The 14,827-nt window shown below is 71.0% G+C and carries 12 protein-coding genes, 1 tRNA gene and 1 pseudogene; 6 read left to right on the top strand and 8 right to left on the bottom strand.

Translation table 11 applies throughout. From position 1 onward, the window contains the following. A pseudogene (locus E3T37_RS16770) lies at nt 1–701 on the top strand (hypothetical protein); the annotation flags it as partial. Between the two features lie 88 nt (nt 702–789). Beyond that, nucleotides 790–862, top strand: a tRNA-Ala gene (locus tag E3T37_RS07075). Nucleotides 863–1,046: 184 nt separating this feature from the next. Here the strand turns inward: E3T37_RS07075 and E3T37_RS07070 are convergent. Then, the gene (locus E3T37_RS07070; RefSeq protein ID WP_134366099.1) at nt 1,047–1,928 is read right to left on the bottom strand and encodes a metal-dependent hydrolase; all 882 of its coding nucleotides are present in this window, start codon (nt 1,926–1,928) and stop codon (nt 1,047–1,049) included. Nucleotides 1,929–2,015: 87 nt separating this feature from the next. Then, a complete protein-coding gene (locus tag E3T37_RS17620) occupies nt 2,016–2,138 on the bottom strand; it encodes a hypothetical protein (RefSeq protein WP_255408599.1) in 123 nt (40 codons plus the stop codon). A gap of 184 nt (nt 2,139–2,322) precedes the next feature. Here E3T37_RS17620 and E3T37_RS07065 point away from each other — a divergent pair, with 184 nt between their 5' ends. Next, a complete protein-coding gene (locus tag E3T37_RS07065; RefSeq protein WP_134366098.1) occupies nt 2,323–2,565 on the top strand; it encodes a hypothetical protein in 243 nt (80 codons plus the stop codon). Nucleotides 2,566–2,583: 18 nt separating this feature from the next. Here the strand turns inward: E3T37_RS07065 and E3T37_RS07060 are convergent, their stop codons facing one another. From E3T37_RS07060 to E3T37_RS07050, 3 genes are read right to left on the bottom strand one after another with little or no spacing between them, the layout of a single operon-like run. After that, nucleotides 2,584–3,930: a threonine/serine exporter ThrE family protein gene (locus tag E3T37_RS07060; RefSeq protein WP_160141078.1), complete on the bottom strand. Its 1,347-nt coding sequence runs from the start codon at nt 3,928–3,930 to the stop codon at nt 2,584–2,586. Next, on the bottom strand, nt 3,923–5,089 hold the full coding sequence (locus E3T37_RS07055) for an acyl-CoA dehydrogenase family protein (RefSeq protein ID WP_370261312.1): 1,167 nt from the start codon (nt 5,087–5,089) through the stop codon (nt 3,923–3,925). Before E3T37_RS07055 ends, E3T37_RS07060 begins: the two co-directional genes overlap by 8 nt. A 22-nt stretch (nt 5,090–5,111) precedes the next feature. Beyond that, a complete protein-coding gene (locus tag E3T37_RS07050) occupies nt 5,112–6,002 on the bottom strand; it encodes a DUF4349 domain-containing protein (RefSeq protein WP_134366096.1) in 891 nt (296 codons plus the stop codon). 94 nt (nt 6,003–6,096) lie between these two features. Between E3T37_RS07050 and E3T37_RS07045 the strand changes: the two genes are divergently transcribed. Continuing rightward, nucleotides 6,097–6,963 (top strand): alpha/beta hydrolase, encoded by an 867-nt coding sequence (locus tag E3T37_RS07045; RefSeq protein WP_134366095.1) that lies wholly within the window; start codon nt 6,097–6,099, stop codon nt 6,961–6,963. A 9-nt stretch (nt 6,964–6,972) separates the two neighbouring features. Next, on the top strand, nt 6,973–7,959 hold the full coding sequence (locus tag E3T37_RS07040; RefSeq protein ID WP_134366094.1) for an aldo/keto reductase: 987 nt from the start codon (nt 6,973–6,975) through the stop codon (nt 7,957–7,959). 112 nt (nt 7,960–8,071) lie between these two features. Here E3T37_RS07040 and E3T37_RS07035 read toward each other — a convergent pair whose 3' ends face one another. The 3 genes from E3T37_RS07035 to E3T37_RS07025 all read right to left on the bottom strand — a co-directional run bounded on the left by E3T37_RS07035 (nt 8,072) and on the right by E3T37_RS07025 (nt 13,313). Next, the gene (locus tag E3T37_RS07035) at nt 8,072–9,796 is read right to left on the bottom strand and encodes a GMC family oxidoreductase (protein ID WP_241994545.1); all 1,725 of its coding nucleotides are present in this window, start codon (nt 9,794–9,796) and stop codon (nt 8,072–8,074) included. Next, complete coding sequence (locus E3T37_RS07030) at nt 9,793–11,433, bottom strand: AMP-binding protein (RefSeq protein ID WP_198415996.1); 1,641 nt, start codon at nt 11,431–11,433, stop codon at nt 9,793–9,795. The genes E3T37_RS07035 and E3T37_RS07030 overlap by 4 nt, the downstream gene beginning before the upstream one ends. Nucleotides 11,434–11,522: 89 nt before the next feature. Next, entirely contained in the window at nt 11,523–13,313 is a 1,791-nt protein-coding gene (locus E3T37_RS07025) for an aldehyde dehydrogenase family protein (RefSeq protein WP_241975729.1), read from the bottom strand. A gap of 233 nt (nt 13,314–13,546) precedes the next feature. Here E3T37_RS07025 and E3T37_RS07020 point away from each other — a divergent pair, with 233 nt between their 5' ends. Continuing rightward, entirely contained in the window at nt 13,547–14,809 is a 1,263-nt protein-coding gene (locus tag E3T37_RS07020; protein WP_134366092.1) for a CdaR family transcriptional regulator, read from the top strand. The last annotated feature ends 18 nt before the right edge of the window (nt 14,810–14,827 follow it).

Raw genomic sequence — 14,827 nt, 5'->3', positions numbered from 1 at the left:
CCGCGGCCCGTTCCGCGACGGAGCGTGCGGCCGTGGCCCAGGCCGCTGCAGGCCGTTCCGCGCTCGCCAGGCCCGCCGCTTCCGGTGCGGCCGGCAAAGCGAGCCGCCTGCGCCGCGTGCGCGCAGTGACCTCCCTGTTCCTTCTGACCGGAGTGGTCCTGTTCGTCTCCGGCGCCTTCGCCCTCGCCGCCGGCGGAACCGGGGCGGTCCTGGTCAGCGGCCTCGTCCTGGCTGCCCTCGCCTTCGGCGCCCTGTCGCGCCTGGCCCGCACCGCTCGGCGCGCCCACGAGGGGCACGCCGCCGGGGTCGGAACCGGCGAATCCGCCACCGCGTCGCGGGTCGGGCAGACGTTCGAGCCCGTGCAGCTCGAGGAAACACCGGTCGCGGCCCACAGCTGGACGCCGCATCCGCTGCCGCTGCCGATGCATCTCTCGCGCGGCTCCGTCGCCCAGACCGCGATGGCCTCCGTGGAGGCCGCAGCGGAACTGCGCAAGGCCGCTGCCGAAGCCGAGGTGGCCCGGAGGGCCGCCCAGCTGGTCGTGGCCGCCACCCCGCTCAGACGGCCGTCGGCGGCTGCGGCCCCCGTTGCGGCCCCCGCGGCCGCGACCAGCAGGTTCGCGTCGATGGGTGTCGTCGGGGAGACCGCGCCCGGCATGAGCGATCTCGACGCCGTGCTGCGTCGGCGTCGCGCCGTCGGCTGATCAGCCGAATCATTCCGGGCTTTTCCTGCCGTTGACGGCCCGGCGGCAAAAGTCATCGGCCGCGCGTGATATTCTGCATAAGCGGTTAGGGGCTATGGCGCAGTTGGTAGCGCGTCTCGTTCGCAATGAGAAGGTCAGGAGTTCGAATCTCCTTAGCTCCACCGATTGAAATGCCCGGCAAGCCAGGTTCCCTGGCCAGCCGGGCATTTTTGTTTTCCGGGTCGTGCCGGATCGCAGTCGTAACGAATTCGACGGAGATTCTGCCCAAGTCCGTCCCAAACGGGGCAAAAGCGTGTTTTTAGAGCAGTATCTCCGTCGAATTGGTTTGACGCGGCCGGCTCCTGGTCAGCCGACGAACGTCGCCATCGTGAGCACGGTCGTGCCCTCCACGTCGGCGGTGGACAGCGCCACGCGCACGGCCCCGAGCTCGGCCAGGGAGGAGACGTGGGTGCCGCCGCAGGGGATCCGCGCGCTCTGTCCCGGCAGGTCGCAGACCCAGTACCGGCGGTCGGTGAGCAGCGGGCCGTCAGCGTCGATGTGCACGCTCGCGCCCGTGGCCACCCACTCGGCCAGCGTCGCGTTCAGGGCGCCCTGGATCTCGGGCAGCGCCTCGGCCAGGCCCTCGGTGATGAACCCCTTCTTGCGCAGGGACTTGCCGAGCCGGTAGGTGTCGACCGATTGGTTCTCCCCGATCAGGGACACATCGATCGCGGTGCCGTCGAAGTCGGGGTTGCCGAGCGCGTCGGCGCGCACCTCCTTCTTCCAGCGGTCGGCCAGAGCCAGGTTCAGGCCGAGCGCGGCGAGGTGGCACGCGGTGTGGCCCGCGGACATCCGGGTGCGGTAGTCGGCGTCGACCTCGACCTCGACGATCTGCCCCTCGGCCGGTGCGGCATCGCCCGACAGCAGATGCACCACGACGAACGCCCACCCGGCCGTTCCCTTCTGCACCGGGATGTCCCGGCCCAGATACAGCGCCGTCCCGTCCGTCGCTCCGACCACACAGTCCACCACCGGCAACTCGGCTGCCGCGGCGCGCAGCACGGCCCGGTCTGGCCCCTGATCAGGCCAGCCGGCATCCACCGGGTGCACGGGGGTGGCGTCGAGCAACACGGCGACCAGTCCAGTGACCAGCCCCTCGGCACGCGGTTCGACGTGCAGCACGGTCGCGGTGAGACGGGTCAACCCGGCCGGGTAGTCCACCCGGGTGTCCAGGGAGGGAAGGGTCATCGGCAGGTCCTTTCGGGACGACGGGACGAAAAAGGGTGTTGCCGCGGCATCCGCGGCAACACCCTGAGTTTAATCGTGGAGGCGACCCTAGGCCTTGCGTGCCTTCTCGGTCGTTTCGTTCGCCTTGGCGTGCTTGTCGGCACGCTTCTCCTTCAAGGACTTGCCGGCAACCTTTTTGGATGCGTCCTTCTTGGGTGATTTGTCAGCCATGTGTACTCCTTCGAACCGAGCCCCAGCGGCACCGTGACTTCGACCCTACGCGGGTTACCGCGAAAGGGCACCTTCCAGTTCCGCCGGAACCCGGCCCCTGTGCAACTTCGCGGCCCCGTCGTAGGCTGCACCCGAGCGGGCCGCTCCGCCGGTGTCGGCTCCACCCCGCAGAGAGGAACTCAAGATGAGCGACAAGGCCACCTACCAGGCAATCTTCTTCGGCCCCAACGTGATCGCGGCCGGCACGCCGCGGGAACTCGAATACGTCGATGGGAAGTACCAGCAGGAGGTCGTCCTCCAGATCGAGGAGGACGGGGTGACCACCCGACGTCGCTTCAAGATCGGCCGGGTGACCGATGAGCCGATTGCCTACCGTTTCGACGAAGACGTGCACGACGAGAAGGGCGAAGCGGATGTCCCCAACTAGGCGGGCATCCCCGACCGGCTAGATCCGTTTGCCCGGACCGCGGCCGAGCCGCACCGGCAACGCCATCAGCGGGCCGACGAACCGGCGCTGCAGCCTGCGGGCGGGACCCCAGACGAACTGCACCACGTACTGCGCGAGGATGGCGCCGGCGGCCAGCGCCGCGGCCACGGCGCCGGCGGTGAGCATGCTGAGCAAGCCGTCGATGTTGCCGTCGGACAGTTCCAGCAGGCCGCGGAACAGGATCAGGCCCGGCACCAGGGGCACCAGGGCCGACACCACGATCACCAGCGGGGGAGTGCGCACGATCCGCGCCGCGATCGCGGCCAGCAGCCCGACGCCCACGGCGCTCATCGCCGAGGACCAGACCAGGCCGAAACCGGCGCTCGCCCCGGCCAGATAGAAGAACTCGGCGACGGCGCCGAGCAGGCAGACCACCCAGAATGCCCGCCAGGGCACCTGCACGCCGAGGGCGAACCCCATCACGATCACCACGGATGCCGTCAGCAGCACCGGCAGATCGGCCAGGGTCGGCGCCAGGTTCGCGTCGACCTGCAACTGCAGCCCGAACCGGGCCAGCAGCAGCGACCCGCCCGCCACACCCGTGACGAGTCCGCCGGTGATCAGCAGCGCCTCCAGCATGCGGGCGGTCCCGGTCAGGTAGAAGCCGGACAGGGTGTCGTGCACGGCGCCGAAGGTGGTGACGCCGGCGAGAAGCATGATGATGGTCGCGATGACCACCAGAGACGGGTTCGCCGAGGGGTCGATCTGCGCCACGATCGCCGCGACGATCGGCCCGATCGCCCCGCCGACCACGTTTTGGTAGAACACGGGAACCTGCCGCCGCTCCAGGGACGCCGTGATCAGGTCGATGAAGAAGGTGGCGACGAAGGCGGCGATGTAGACCACCGGCCCGCCGCCGATCAGCGCGCCGGCGCCGGCACCGACGAGGCTCCAGCCCAGGCGGCGGAACAGCGCGGGCACCTGGGGTTTGGCGCTGACGATGGTGGCCAGCCGTTTGCGGGCTTCGGCGACATCCGGTGGCGAATCGAGGATTTCGGCGATCAGCTCACTCGTCGCCGTCAGCTTGCTGTAGTTCAGCGAACGGTACTTGACGTTTCGGCTGCGGGTGACCGACTCGTGAGTGGCCGGGTCCTCGTAGGTGAGGGCGATGATCGTGTGGGTGACATTGGCCTCGGTTCCCCGCAGCCCGTAGGCGCGGGTGATCGCCTCCATCGCGGCGGTGGCGTCCTCCGCGCCGGCGCCGGCCGCGAAGATGACCTCCGCGAGCCGCATGGTGAGGTCGAGGACCGAGCGGGTGTAGGCGGCGCTGTCGAAGACATTGATCGCGCGCGTGACGTCAGACATCGAGCGGGCCCAGCCAGGCCGCGGCCACGGTGGCGTGTGCGGATTCCGCGTCGGAGGGGTGGAAGATCCCGGCGAGCACATCGCGGTACAACCGGCCCAGCTCGTTGCCGGCGAAGTAGGACGAACCTCCGCTGACCCGCAGGGCCTGGTCGACGACCTGCCGGGCCGTCTCGGTGGCGCGGTGCTTGAGCCCGGACAGGAGGGGGAACCACTGCCGGCCGCGATCGACGCCGGCGTCCACGTCGTGGGCGAGGGCGTCGACCTGCGGGTACAGGCCATCCATCAGCATCGCGGCATCCGCAACCCGCCAGCGGATGTCGGGGTCCTGCGCCAGAGTGCGGCCGTCGTTCTTCAGCGAGGTGCGCCGCCCGGCGGCATCCACGGCCAGTTCGACCGCGCGCCGGCCGATGCCGGTGTAGACCGCGGCCAGCAGGATCTCGAAGTTGGCGAAGATCGCGAAGAGCAGGGGGTCCGGGTTGGGCCCCGGGTCGAGGCGGCGGAAGACCCGGTCGGGGCGGGCGGAGGCCTCGCTGAGCACGGTGCTGCGGCTCTGGCTGGCCCGCATCCCCAGGGTGTCCCAGTCGTCCTTCTGGCTGACTCCCGGGTCGGTGCGGTCGATGAAGGCCCACACGATTTTCGGCGCGTCGGGGGACTCGGTGTCCAGGCCCATGGTGCCCAGCCGGGTCCAGGCGGGGGAGAGGGTCGTGAAGATCTTGGTGCCGGTGAACCGGTAGCCACCGTCGGCCTGCGGCGAGGCCGCGGTGATCGACCCGGACAGCACCAGGTCGTTGCCTGGTTCGCTCACACCGAACCCGAAGACCTCGCAGGCGGCGGCGCCGTGCAGCACGAACGCGAGCGAGTCGTCGCCGCGGGCGTGCAGGGTGCGGGCCACGCCGGTCCAGACCAGGTGCATGTTGACGGCGAGGGCCGTGGCCGGGGCATGGGCGGCGAGCCGGATCTGGTCGCGAGCCACCTCGTTCAGGCTGCGGCCGAGGCCGCCGAATTCGACCGGAACCAGGGCTCGGAGGTAACCGGCCGCGGTCAGGTCGGCCAGATCGTCGGTGGGGAAGGTGTTGTCCCGGTCGTGGCCGGCGGCGCGGGACCGGATGCGCAGGAGGAGCTCGTCGCCGAGGGGGGAAGGGCTGGCGGGCGTAATCACGTACTCCAGCCTAACCTCCGGCCTAATCGGCCTTGCGCCTCCGCGTGGACAACCAGACGACGAGGCCGACGATCGCGGCGACGAGGGACAGGGCCAGCAGCCACGGCAGGGCGAAGCCGACGCCCACCATCGCGGCGGCCAGGGCAGCAACGAGGGCGTTCCAGCCGGCCAGGATCCCGGTCCAGAAGTCGTCAGGGGAGCCGGGGGCGACCGTGCCGGTCGAGTACAGGTCGAGGCTGATGGTCGAGAAATCCACCTGATCGGCGAGGTAGTCGCGCTGGGACTGCAGGCCCTCGAGCTCGCTCTGCCGGCTGGCCAGGGCGCTCTCGATCGCGATCAGGTCGGTGGTGCTGGTGGCCTGTTGCATCAGGGTGAGAAGGCGATCGACGGATGTCTGCAGCGACGTGATGCGCGCATCGAGGTCCTTGGTCTGCTGGGTGATATCCGAGGCATTGAGCGACACGAAATTCACCGTGCCGAGTTTTTTCAGCTCGGCGAGGGTGCGGTCTAGCTCGTCGGACGGGATGCGCAGGGCGAGGTTGGCGCTGGCCGGCTGGTTGTCGGTGGCCGGGTTCTCGGTGCGGCTGTCGATCCGGCCGCCGGCCTGCTCCGTGATGGTGACGGCAGCCTGGGCGGACTTGATCGGGTCGTCCACGGTGATGGACACGGACCCGGTGGTGATCACGTCCCGGTTCTCCGAGGTGACATTGCCCGTGCTGCCCTCCGGGGCCACGGCGTCACCGGGTTGAATCGATTTGCCGGACTGATCCGTCTGGCCGGACTGGTCGGACTGGTCGGACGAGCCGGATCCCTCGCTCGACGGGGCGGAGCCGGTTGAAGCGCCCGGCGCGGTACATCCGGCCAGGAGGAGGGCGGTGAGGACGACCGCGCACGTCAGGGAGAAACGCTTCATGGCCTCACTGTAAGGCTGCGCTCGGTGCTGGTGTCCGGACGTAAATCACGATCCAGTCTCGATGGTTGCCGCCCGACCCGACCATACTTGAACCATGACCTGGTGGGCGGACCTGACCGAACGGCTCCGATCCCGCCGCCCGCCGCTCCTGCACGTCGCGACGGATGAGGGGAGCGGCCCGGTCGTGATCCTGGTGCACGGCATCGCGTCGTCGTCGGAGACGTTCCGCGAAGTGGTGCCGCTGCTCGTGCGGAGCCACCGCGTGATCGCTCTGGACATCCTCGGCTTCGGGAAGTCGCCGGCCCCCGACGGCTGCGAGTACCGGCTCGAAGACCACGTCGACGCGCTCGCCGCCACGATCCGCTCGCTGAAGCTGCGGGAGCCTTTCATGCTGGTGGGACATTCCCTTGGCAGCCTGATCGTGGCCCGCTTCGCGGCGCTGCCCCGCACCCGGTCGTCCCGCCGCACCCGGGTGTCCCGGGTGGTGCTGGTGGGGCCGCCGGTGTACCTGTCTCCGGCCGAGATCGGTGACCGCTGGGTGCGGGCCAGGGTGAGCGCCTACCTGCGCGCCTATGATTTCCTCCGGCTGAACAAGGAGTTCACCCTCGCCAACGCGGCGATCATCACCCGGCTCCTGCCCCGAGGCATCTTCGAACTCACCGAGCGCAACTGGACGCCGTTCGTGAAATCGCTGGAGAACTGCATCGAGAACCAGACCCTGGTCAGCGACATCGCGAGTCTTCAGTTGCCCGTAGACGTGGTCTACGGCACCCTCGACGCGTTCCTCGCCGCGGGCAGCATGACGGTGATCGAGCGGATGCGCCACGTCACCATGCACCGCGTCGACGCCAACGACCACCTCATCCGGCCGCGCCTGGCCCGGGCGCTGGTCGGGGTGATCGACCAGTCGGAACCGGCCGCGCCCGCCGCGTCCGTCCGCAGTCCCGGCCCCGGTGATTAGGCTGAGGGAATGGACACACGCACATTGGGAAGAACCGGCCGAACCGTCTCCGTGATCGGGTTGGGCACCTGGCAACTGGGAGCGGACTGGGGTGACGTGTCGGAGGCCGACGCTACCGCGGTGCTCGCGGCATCCGTCGACGCGGGCGTCACGATCTTCGACACCGCCGACGTCTACGGCGACGGCCGCAGCGAGCAGATCATCGGGCGCTTCCTCGCCGGCAGCAGCGCCGAGGACACCCTCACGGTGGCCACCAAGATGGGGCGCCGGGTCGACCAGCTGGCCGAGAACTACTCGCTGGCCAACTTCCGGGCCTGGACGGACCGGTCCCGCACGAACCTCGGGATGGACACCCTGCACCTGGTGCAGCTGCACTGCCCGCCCACCGACGTCGTCGAGTCCGATCTGGTCTACGACGCCCTCGACACCCTCGTCGCCGAGGGCGCGATCGCCGCCTACGGGGTCAGCGTCGAGACCTGCGACCAGGCGCTCGCCGCGATCGAGCGGCCGGGACTGGCCACCGTGCAGATCATTCTGAACGCGTTCCGGCTCAAGCCGCTGGATGCCGTCGTGCCCGCCGCGCGCGCCGCCGGCGTCGGCATCATCGCCCGGGTCCCGCTGGCGAGCGGCCTGCTCACCGGCAAGTACACCCGCGAGACCACGTTCGCGGCCAACGACCACCGCAACTACAACCGGGACGGCAGCGCCTTCGACGTGGGCGAGACGTTCTCGGGCGTCGACTACGAGACCGGCCTGAAGGCCGCGGCCGAGTTCGCGGCCCTGGTGCCCGAAGGCCTGTCTCCGGCCCAGGCCGCGCTGGCCTGGGTGGCCCAGATCGACGGCGTCAGCGCCGTCATCCCCGGCGCCCGGTCGGTGCAACAGGCGCAGGGCAACGCCGCCGCCGGCTCGGTCCCCGAGCTGAGCCTCGCGTTCCACGAGGGCGTGCAGGACATCTACGACCGGATGCTGCGCGACCAGATCCACCCGCGCTGGTAAGCAGCCCCGGCTAAGCAGCCCCCGGCTAAGCAGCCTCGCCGCTGTTACCTTTCCGGTCGAGAGTGCCCGTTCCGCCGGTCACTCTCGACCGGAACGGGCACTGTCGCTGCGGCTACTCCTGACCGAAACTGGAACTGGAACTGGAACCGGAACTGGAACTGGAACTGGAACCGGAGCGGGCGCCGTCGCGGCGGGCGGGGTAGGCCTGGCGAGACCGGCCTCGGGCGGCGAGGAGGAGATCGGCCGCCTTCTCGCCGATCACGATGGCGGGCGCATTGGTGTGACCGCGGATGATCATCGGCATGATCGACGCGTCGGCGACGCGGAGGCCGTCGACGCCGCGCACGCGCAGCTCCGGGTCCACCACCGAGGCCGGGTCGGCGCCCATCCGGGCCGTGCCGACCGGGTGGTACAGCGTGTGGGCGTGGTCGTCGAGGGCCCGGGCCAGCCGGTCGGCGCTGCTCAGCGCGGCGCTGTCGACGGGCATGATCAGCCGCCCGGTCGTGGCGGCGTGCAGTGCCGGCGCCTGCAGCAGCCGCTCGCACCAGGAGAGCCCGGCCAGCAGCGTGGCCCGGTCGGCTCCCTCGGGGTCGCTGAGGTAGCGCGGGTCGATCAGGGCCTTCTCGAGCGGGTCGGCCGAGGCGAGCGTGACACGCCCGTGGCTCTTCGGCTGCAGCAGGATGGCGCCCACGGTCAGCCCGTGGGCCGGCGTGGGCACGAGGCCCTCGCCGACGTAGGCGACCGGGGCGAAGATGATCTCGATGTCGGCCAGCGTGAGATCGGGGCGGGTGCGGATGAAGCCGTAGGCCTCGGCCACGTTCGAGGTGAGCATGCCCCGGCGGCGCAGCAGGTAGGCCGCGATCTCACCCGGCTTCTGCGCGGTGAGGAGCGTGTCCCGGGTGGTCTCCGCGACGAGGCCGGACAGCAGGTGGTCGCGCAGGTTCGCGCCGACCTCCGGTGCGTGGGCGAGAACCGCGATGCCGTGCCGGCGCAGCTGGTCGGCGTCGCCGATGCCGGAGAGCATCAGCAGCTGGGGCGTGTTCACGGCCCCGCCGGAGAGCACGGTCTCCTCGCGGGCCAGCACCCGGCGCAGGCTGCCGCCGCGCAGGTACTCCACCCCGATCGCGCGCGTGCCCTCGAACAGCACCCGGGTGGCGTGCGCGCCGGTGCGGACCGTGAGATTGCGCCGCTTCCGGGCGGGTTTGAGGTAGGCGTCGGCGGTGCTGACCCGGGAGCCGCGGCGCTGGGTGACCATGGTCTGGCTGAACCCGTCCGGCTGGGCGGCGTTCGCGGCCTCGACGGTGAGGCCCAGTTCGGCCGCGGCGGCGAGGAAGGCCCCGGTGTGGGACCGCGGGCTGCGCTGCCGCTGCACCCGCACGGGACCGCGGCGGCCGTGCGCGGCATCCGTCGGCCCGGCGACCCGCTCGACCCGGCGGAAATAGGGCAGCAGCGAGGACCAGGACCAGTCCGGCCCGGCGATGTCGCCCCAGTGGTCGTAGTCCGCGGCGAAACCCCGCACCCACATCATGGCGTTCATCGACGAGGAACCGCCGAGCACCTTGCCGCGCGGCCAGTAGACGCTGCGGCCGCCGAGGGCGGGCTGCGGCACGGTGTCGTAGTTCCAGTCGAGGCCGGAGCGGAACAGCTGGGAGAAGGCCGCGGGGATGTGGATCTCCGCTTTCCGGTCGACCGGGCCGGCCTCCAGGAGCAGCACCGACGAGGTGCCGTCGGCGCTGAGGCGCTCGGCGAGGGCGGATCCGGAGGAGCCGGCCCCCACGATCACATAGTCGAACGTCTCGGCGACGGGGTTCTCCCGGTTCGAATTCACGCGGCTCACCGGAGCACCTTCCCGGGGGCCTGGGCGTCGGACGTGGACAGTGCTTCCTCGGCGAGCAGGGCTTCCGCGGCGCGCAGGTCCTTCCGCAGGATCTTGCCCGACAAAGACTTCGGGATCTGACCGGTGAACTGCACCCGGCGCACCTTCTTGTGCGGCGCCACCTGCCCGGCGATGAACGCCATCACCTCGTCGCCGGTGAGCGCGGCATCCGGCTGGAGCACGACGAACGCCTTCGGCACCTCTTCGCCCGCGTCGTCCGGCACGCCGATCACCGCCGCGTCGTAGATCAACGGATGCCCGAGCAGCAGCGCCTCGAGCTCGGCCGGGGCCACCTGGTAGCCCTTGTACTTGATCAGCTCCTTGAGCCGGTCGACGATCGTGACGTAGCCGTCGGAACTGACCGTGGCGATGTCGCCGGTGTGCAGGAAACCGTCGGCGTCGAGGGTCTCGGCGGTGGCGGCGTCGTTGCCGAGGTAGCCGAGCATGATGTTCGGGCCCCGGCAGAGCAGTTCGCCGGGCGCGCTCGTGCCCTCGGCCGGCTGGTGGATTTCGGCGCCGGTCTCCGGGTCGATCAGCTTGCACTCGATGTTCGGCAGGGTCAGCCCCACCGAGTCCAGCGGGATGTCGCCGCGGTCCAGCGGGATGGCGTGCGAGACCGGGCTCATTTCGCTCATCCCGTAGCCCTGCCGCACCCGGCAGCCCAGCCGCTCGGCCACGGCCGCGCCGAGGGTGTGGTTCAGTGAGGCGGCCCCGGAGAAGATGGTGTGCACGCTTGAGAAGTCGTACTCGGCGACCAGCGGATGCTTCGCCAGGGCCACCGCGATCGGCGGCGCGATGAACACGTAGGTGGCCTGGTAGTCCTGGATGAAGCGCAGGAAGTCGGGCAGGTCGAACCGCGGCATCGTGACCAGGCCGGCCCGGCCGGCCAGCGCGATGTTCAGCAGCACCGTCATGCCGTAGATGTGGAAGAAGGGCAGCACGGCCAGCACCCGGTCGTCGGGGGTCGCGCCGATCAGGGGCAGGGACTGGGCGACGTTCGCGACCAGGTTGCGGTGGGTGAGCATGACCCCCTTGGGGTGCCCGGTGGTGCCGGAGGAGAACGGCAGCACGGCCAGGTGGGTGCCCGGGTCGATGCTGACGCTCGGCGCCGGGTGTGCCTCCCGCAGCAGGTCGTTGAGCGAGGCGTGGCCGGGCGCGCCGTCGAGCACGATCACCTGGTCGGCGCCGAGTCCGGCACTCGCGGCGGCCTGAAGCGCCTGCGGTAGGAGCGGGGAGACGGTGAACAGCAGCCGCGCCCCGGAACCGCGCAGCTGGGCGGCGATCTCCTCGGCGGTGTACAGCGCGTTGACGGTGGTGGCCGTGGCGCCGGCGCGCAGGATGCCGTGGAAGACGGCGGCGAACGCGGGCACATTGGGGGAGTGAAGTGCCACGACGTCGCCGGCGACGATGCCGCGGGCGGAGAGGGCCCCGGCGACGCCGGTGATCTGGGCCAGCAGCCCGCGGTAGCTGGTCTCGGCGCCGGACGGGCCGTCGATCAGGGCGACCCGGTCGAGGTCCGCCTCGAGGATCCCGCCGAACAGGTACTCGAACACGCTGAGGTCGGGAATCTCGACCTCAGGAATCGGACTGGTGAACACCACGGCTATCTCCTTTGATGGGCGGCAGGTGAAACGAATGTGCAGGTGGGCGGGGCAGGTGGGACGGGGGCAGCGGGTGCGGCGCGGGCTCAGGCGCGGAAGGCGGAGGCGAAGACCCGGGGCATCCGCAGCCAGGACGGATGCGCGGCGAACCGGGACAGGAGGCGTCCGGTCGCGGCACCGCTGCGGGAGGTGACGAACCACGGCGGCTTCGGGAACAGGGCGAACTCGCCGTGCAGCACCGAGTGCGGGAACGGGCGGAACGGGCCGCTCACGACCGTGCGCTCGGGGGAATCGATCAGCAGGGCGTTGTGCACGATTCCGATCCCGCTCTGCACGTCGTCGATGGTGTGCCCCGGGTAGGCTCCCCAGGGTGCGGCGGCGGTGAGGAACCCGAGGCCGGTCCAGGTGTTGATGGCGATGGTGCCGTAGCGGAGCCGGGCCACGGCCTCCCGGAATCCGGCGCCGAGGCTCTTGATCGTGCGCGGTTCCGCGATGATATTGGCGCCGAGGGTGCCGAGGAAGTCCCGGTTGACGGTCTCGACGGCTGCGTGCAGGAACTCGGCCCCGGTTCCGGGGAGCTCGATCACGCCGAGCACGGGGGAGAAGGTCTCGGTCGCGGTGATGGCCGACGGGTCTCCGGCGCCGACGACGACGAGGAGACGCCCGCCGTCGCCGAGGCGCTCGGCGCCCGGGTAGGCGGCGGCGGCCTTGGCGACGCGGCCGTCGCTGCCGGGGTACCAGGCCGGGCGGGCCGGGGTGCGGCCGATCGCGGCCCGCAGCTCGACCAGGAACGCGTCCTTCTGCGCCCAGTCTCGGCTGAGGACGACGACCTGCCCGGCGATGCAGTTGTAGCCCCCGTTGTGCAGCCGCTGGGTGGCGACATGCTCCGCCTGGTAGCGCAGGTCCCTGCGGCTCCAGTTGCCGGGCAGAACGATGATGGGGGCGACTCCGCCGAGTTCGCTGGTGATGGGCTTGGCGAGGAGCGGAGACCCCCCGGCCCGCCGCTCGGCGCCGGCCGGCCCGGCGCCGTAGACGACGACGTCGTGGGTGGCGGCGCTGCCCGTGATGTGCACGTGCACGATCCCCGGGTGGTGGGCCAGGTAGCCGCCCAGGATGCCGTCGCCGGTCAGGATCCGCAGCACGCCGTGCTCGATCAGGGGCGCGAGGGCCGCCTGGTAGACGGGGAGCATGGCCTCGAGCACGGGGTTCAGTTTCAGCAGTACCACCCGGTTGTGGGCGACCAGCTCGTAGAGCACGTCCAACGGCGGGATCGAGGTGATGTTGCCGGCCCCGAGCACGAGCCCGATGCCACCGGTGCGTTCGGGATGCAGTTCGGCCAGACCGGCCCGGGAACGCACGGTGTCGGCGGTGACGCCCGGCGGCATCCAAACCTCGGCCGTGAACCCGTGCAGCAGCAGCGCCTCGTGCGCCGTGTGCGGGAGGACCCGCACGGTGACCCGGCCGCCGGGAGCGCGGCCGAACCGGGCTCCGGCGAGCGGACTCGTGCCCCGGCTGATGCGGGTCAGGCTCTGCTGCAGGGTCGCGGCGGCCGTGAGCAGCGGGTACGGGCCGGAGATCCATTCCTCGCCCCCGAGCGGGGAGTCGGCGTCGAGGCCCTTGATGCGACTGGCGGTGGTGGCCCAGGCTTCGGCCTGCGCGGCGACCGCGGCGTGCACCTCGGCGAGCAGCGCCACCCGCTGGGGCAGGGTCGTCTGCGCCCAGCGCTGCTCCCCGGCGGCCAGCTCGGCGATCATCCGGTCGGCCCGGGCGAACATCTCGGCGGCGGCGGCCGTGGTGGTGGCGTGTGCGGGTGCGGTTGTAGCGGGTGCGGGTGCGGGTGCGGGTGCTGGTACGGGCATGGGCTCGGTCGTGGTCATCGGTTCCCCTGGTCTGTGACGAACGGTGGACTGGTCTCCGGCACAATCCGTCGGCGGGGCGTCCGGTTCTCCGGCAGGGTCTGCCCGAGCACGCAGGACACGGTCGTCGCTGGTTGGCTGGGGTCAACTCTGTAGGGCGGCGATGCTGCGCGCCATAGGCGGTCGCCGCCAGTTCGGGGCGCATCCTTGTGCGGCGGCACAAAAGTGCCGGTTGCCCGCTCTAGGATTCAGGGATGACTGACCAGCAGGCAACCCTCCCCGGCACCGATACGGCAGAACTCTTCACCGGTCTGCTCGACGCGGCCGACACGCTCACGGATGCCGTGTGCGCCCAGATCGTCGGCGCCGAACAGGCCTACTCGGACAGCAGCCTGCTGCCGTTCGAGTTGCTCCGGTCCGTGGTCAGCGAGAACATCACGGCTCTGATCCGGGCCCTGCAGGCGGGCGAAGCACCCGGCCTGGCACCCGGCCTGGCAACCGGCGCGGCAACCGACGGGGCAATCGATCTCGAGACCGGCGTGACAACCGGTTTGTCGATCCTGGACGCGCCGCGGCGGGCTGGACAGGTGAAGGCGGAGCATGGCATCCCGATGGCGAGCCTGCTGCACGCCTACCGGCTGGCCGGCCTGCAGATCTGGGAGGAGCTGGTCAGACGGTCCGTGGCCTCGCAGCGCTTTGAGGCCCTGCTGCTGGTCTCGTCGGAGGTGTGGGGCATGATCGACACCTTCTCGAGTGCGGCCGCCGAGGCCTATCGGCAGGTGGTCGACGCGCAGGAGCGCCGCAACCGCCAGGCCAGGAGCCTGATGTTGCTGAGCCTGCTCGATGGCAGCGCGCCGCCCGCCGACGCGGGCCGGGCCCTGCGCACGCTCGGGCTGCCGGAGCACGGCACATTCGTTCTGGTGGCCGCCGAGCTGAGCGGCACGGGCGAGGCGTCCCTGCCGGGCATCGTGCAGACCCTCCGGGCGGCCGGACTGGCATCGGCGTGGACGGCGCTGCAGGGTGACCAGGTGGGCATCCTCAGTGCTTCGCCGGAGGCGGGCGCGGCGACGGGGCTGGCCATCCTTGATGCCGCGGCGACCACCCGGGTGGGCGTCAGTCGCCCGTTCACCGGGATCGGCGGGGCGCCGGACGCCCTGCGCCAGGCCCGGCTGGCGGTCGGCTGCCTGCCGCCGGCGGGCGTCGGCGCGCACGCCTACGGTGCCGCCCCGCTCGACCTGCTGCTGGTCACGCAGCCGGACTACGCGGCCGAGCTGCAGCAGTGCGTGTTCGGCGATCTGCTCGCCGCCCACGATGCCGACCTGCTGCTGGCCACGCTCGAGGCGTGGTTCGCGGCCGACGGCTCAACGGCCGAGACCGGCCGTGGGCTGCACTGCCACCGCAATACCGTGCTCTACCGGCTCGGCCGGGTCGAGGAGCTGACCGGCCGTTCGACGGCGCGGCCGATCGAGGCGGCGGAACTCTACGCGGCCCTCCGGGCGGTGCGGCTCGCGGGCTGAGACCCCAGCTCAGTCTCC

The sequence above is a fragment of the Cryobacterium sp. TMT2-10 genome, from assembly GCF_004403075.1.
In the GTDB taxonomy this organism is placed as follows: Bacteria; Actinomycetota; Actinomycetes; order Actinomycetales; family Microbacteriaceae; genus Cryobacterium; species Cryobacterium shii.
The sequence above is the reverse complement of the archived record's forward strand: the minus strand, read 5'-3'. Positions and strand labels throughout refer to the sequence as shown.

Coding starts and splice junctions, on each gene's coding strand:
- E3T37_RS07020 (WP_134366092.1), top strand. CDS start 13,547: ATGACTGACCAGCAGGCAACCCTCCCCGGCACCGATACGGCAGAACTC.
- E3T37_RS07045 (WP_134366095.1), top strand. CDS start 6,097: ATGACCTGGTGGGCGGACCTGACCGAACGGCTCCGATCCCGCCGCCCG.
- E3T37_RS07040 (WP_134366094.1), top strand. CDS start 6,973: ATGGACACACGCACATTGGGAAGAACCGGCCGAACCGTCTCCGTGATC.
- E3T37_RS07070 (WP_134366099.1), bottom strand. CDS start 1,928: ATGACCCTTCCCTCCCTGGACACCCGGGTGGACTACCCGGCCGGGTTG.
- E3T37_RS07050 (WP_134366096.1), bottom strand. CDS start 6,002: ATGAAGCGTTTCTCCCTGACGTGCGCGGTCGTCCTCACCGCCCTCCTC.
- E3T37_RS07025 (WP_241975729.1), bottom strand. CDS start 13,313: ATGACCACGACCGAGCCCATGCCCGTACCAGCACCCGCACCCGCACCC.
- E3T37_RS17620 (WP_255408599.1), bottom strand. CDS start 2,138: ATGGCTGACAAATCACCCAAGAAGGACGCATCCAAAAAGGTTGCCGGC.
- E3T37_RS07065 (WP_134366098.1), top strand. CDS start 2,323: ATGAGCGACAAGGCCACCTACCAGGCAATCTTCTTCGGCCCCAACGTG.
- E3T37_RS07060 (WP_160141078.1), bottom strand. CDS start 3,930: ATGTCTGACGTCACGCGCGCGATCAATGTCTTCGACAGCGCCGCCTAC.